The sequence below is a fragment of the Stieleria sp. genome (genome assembly GCF_041595215.1).
Taxonomy (GTDB): domain Bacteria; phylum Planctomycetota; class Planctomycetia; order Pirellulales; family Pirellulaceae; genus Stieleria; species Stieleria magnilauensis.
The window spans coordinates 1-3,618 of record NZ_JBFHKV010000903.1; the positions used below are offsets into that span (position 1 = coordinate 1).

General features: G+C 59.8%; 3 protein-coding genes. 1 reads left to right on the forward strand and 2 read right to left on the reverse strand.

What is annotated here, in order from left to right:
- Positions 1-2,342: von Willebrand factor type A domain-containing protein (locus ABX749_RS26000; RefSeq protein WP_372898566.1), on the reverse strand; the 2,342-nt coding region annotated here is incomplete at its 3' end.
- 93 nt (positions 2,343-2,435) lie between these two features.
- The gene (locus tag ABX749_RS26005) at positions 2,436-2,984 is read right to left on the reverse strand and encodes an RNA polymerase sigma factor (RefSeq protein WP_372898567.1); all 549 of its coding nucleotides are present in this window, start codon (positions 2,982-2,984) and stop codon (positions 2,436-2,438) included.
- Positions 2,985-3,210: 226 nt separating this feature from the next.
- Here ABX749_RS26005 and ABX749_RS26010 point away from each other — a divergent pair.
- On the forward strand, positions 3,211-3,618 hold a 408-nt coding region (locus ABX749_RS26010; protein ID WP_372898568.1), incomplete at its 3' end, for a Gfo/Idh/MocA family protein.

The window sequence follows — 3,618 nt, forward strand, 5'->3', positions numbered from 1 at the left end:
GAGGCGGCGAACTGGAAGTCGCGGTCGGTGCGGTTGAATGCCTTGCCGCTGTCTTTGACCGCAAATTCGATCAGCTCGCTTTGCTCTTCGGTCGGCGGTTTGTAGCGAAGCTTCAGCGTCAAGATCTCGCCGCTGGCGGCTTGTTCGCTGTAACGAATCGGACGTTGGTATCTCAATTCCTCAAGCGGCGCGGAGGACGGCGGCGGATCCTCGGGCTTGAGCTTGCTCTTGGGAACGATCTCATACAACGCCGTGACCGCGTGTCCGGCTCCGATTTCACCGCCGTCTTTGTCGTCCGCGTCGAAATCCTTCGCATTCAAGATGCGGTTTTCGTAACCGATCAATCGATACGATTCGACTTCCATCGGGTTGAACTCGACTTGGATTTTGACGTCTTTGGCGACGGTCATCAGGCTGCCCTGCATTTGTTCGACCAAGACCTTGCGGGCTTCGTCTTGGCTATCGATGAACGCATAGTTGCCGTTGCCCTTGTTGCTGATCTGTTCCATCATCGCGTCGTTGTGGTTGTCGTTGCCGAACCCCAGCACGGTCAAGAAGATGTTGCTTTTCGCGTTGTTTTCGACCAAACGGATCAGTTCGTCGGTGTCGGTGACGCCGACGTTGAAATCACCATCGCTGCACAGGATGACGCGATTGGTTCCACCGTCAACGAAGTGGTCGCGGGCGATGCTGTAGGCCAGTTCAATGCCGTGGCCGCCGTTGGTCGATCCGCCGGCACGCAGGCGATCGAGCGAATCGACGATGAGTTTCTTGCGGTCGCCGGTGGTCGCATCGAGCACCAAACCGGCCGCCCCGGCGTAAACCACAATCGCGACCGAATCGTTTTCGCCGAGTTGGTTGACCAACATTTTCATGCCGTTGACCACCAGCGGTAATTTGTTGGGGCGATTCATCGATCCCGACACGTCCAACAAGAACACCAGATTGCTCGGCGGTCGATCGACGTCGGCGACCTTGGCCTTGATGCCGATTCGGGCCAATCGATGTTTCGGGTTCCAAGGACACTCGGCGATCTCCATCGCCGCGGCAAAGGGGCGGTCGTCCTGTGGCGGAGCGTAGTTGTAGTCGAAGTAATTGACCAATTCTTCGATCCGCACCGCGTCCGGGTTGGGCCATTGGTTGTACTGGGTCAGATTCATCCGCACCTTGGCATAGGCGGCGGTGTCCACGTCGATCGCAAATGTCGAAAGCGGCGCGATGCCGACCGGCAGGAAAGGATTCTCGATGATCGGCGCGAATTGATTGCCACCGCCGGCTTCCATGTGTTCCATCATCGACGGAATCCCGGTGATCTCATCGATCAGACGTGGTCGCGGTTGCGCAATGCCGATGCCGGCGCCACCCATGCCGCCACCCATCATCATCATCATTTCGTCGTCCGCCATGCCGTCCATTCCCATCGCCATGTCATCGACAGCGCCGATCCGAAACTGCGGTCCTTGCGGCGGGCGACGCGGGCGACCCGAACGCGGCGGCACCGGTTGGGCCAGCAGCGGATTCATCGGGATCGCCGTGGCGGGACCGTCGGGTGGGCCTGGCGAGCCGTCGTCGTTCGCTTGTTCCGATTGGGCGAGCATCGGGCTTTCGTTTGGCGCCCCGGTCGGATCGGGCGTTTCGTTCTCTCGTCCCGCCGCTGTTTCGGGTTGCGAATCGCTGGCAAGCCCCGACTGTCCCGCCGCGGTGTCCATTTCGGTCGCACCGATGTCTGGTGCTTCGGTGTCGGAGCCTGCCAGGGTCGGGCCGGGCGACTCGGTTGCCTCGACGTCGGTTGTCGCAGAGGCGTCCTGATTCGGTTGGGCAGGCAAAGCGTCGCTGTCGGCAAGCATGGCTCGGACGGATGCCAGTTCCATTTCCACCGAGCGCTTTTCTGCGACCAGCCGATGCCGCTCGGATTCCATTTGGCTGATCTGATCACGCAGTTGCCGGGTGTCGGTGTTCGCCGTGATGACGCGATTGAGCGCCGGCAGGGTCAGCCCGGAAATCAGCAGCAGGGTGGCGGCGATGGCCAGCCCCAGCACCCACGTACGCGTCGCCGCATCCGGCGCGGTCGCCACCACCGGCGGCGGCTGGGGCAGGGGATCACGGATGGCATTTTCGATGCGTTGCCGGTCGGCCAGATTGACGCCCGTGCTGTCCGCGGCGAGTTCGGCTTTGACGGCCCCGACGGCGTCACGAACCGATGCGACGATCGCGCGGACTTCCGGCGAGGCGTCCATCAACTTCATGAACTCGGTCGCTTCCTCGCGTTCCAGTTCACCGAACACGAACGCGGTCGCGCGTTCTTCGATCCCTTCTTGTTGGTCGGTTGGTTCGGATGTCATGGTTCTGATTCTCGGGAAGGTGTGCACGCGGCGCCTACGCGTGACGTTGCGGTTGGGTGATTCAAAGGTGCTTGGTCATTCAGTGGTGCTTGGTCATTCAGCGGTCGCTAATCGGTTGCGTATCATTTTCAAACCCGTGCTCAGCAGGTACCCGACGTTGCCGACGCTCAGCCCGGTCAATTCGCTGATTTCTCGGTAGCTCAAATCTCCATGGATCTTCAGGCGAATGACTTCTTGCTGTCGCGGCGGCAGTGAGGCCAATAGGCCTTGCGCGTTTTCGTAGCGTTCGGTCATCTCGGCGATGGCCACGGGATCAGAGTCTCGGCTGATCTGCCGCGAGGCGTTTGCATCGTCGAGTGTTTTCATCCGGCTCTCCTTCTTCAGGATGTCCAAGGCTCGATTTCGGCAGACTCGAAACAGCCATTGTCGAACGCGATCTTGGACCTGTTGACGAGGCTGTTTGCATAGTCGAACAAACGTGTCTTGAACGACGTCGCTTGCGCGGTCTCGATCGCCCAGCAGGTGTGTCGCATAGCCCATCATTGCGAGTTCATTTTCCCGAAAGACCTGAGTCAGCCATGCTTGGTCGCTCAACCGCTCGGGGGCGGCCTCATCGGACGCTGGATCGCATTGGTGATTCAAGTGGTTCATTGCCCGCGCAAGCAGAAGGATGCTCGTCCATGCATAGTGAAAGACGATCGAACCGCCACGGCCTTAGAAAAAAAGACGAATCGGTGTGACGAAGAGCCTGGAACGATCAATTTTGGTCGGATTTCGACGCTCCGTGTGCCGTGTTGTTACACTTTTCCTTAACCAGCCCCCGTTTCCGCTTCCCGCCACCCTCCCCCCATCTGCCGGGTCAATCGCCATGCATGCTATCGATCGTCGTCGGTTTCTTGCCCAAAATACTGCCGTCGCCGCGGCGGCCGCCACCTCCCTGTCCCTCGTCCCGCGACGTGCCCAAGCCGCCGCAAACGACCGGATGAAGGTCGCATTCATCGGTGTCGGTGGACGGGGCGGAAGTAATTTGAAGGCGATCACGGCGACCGGAAAAGTTGACGTGGTGGCCCTCTGCGACGTCGACTCACGCTTCGTCGAAAACACATCCAAACAATTTCCCGCGGCTCGCAAGTTTCAAGACTTTCGCAAACTCTATGACGCCGTCGGAAAAGAAATCGATGCGGCAGTGGTCAGCACGACCGAACATACCCACGCCTATGCCACCATGCCGGCGTTGCAACTGGGCAAGCACGTCTACTGCGAAAAACCGCTGGCC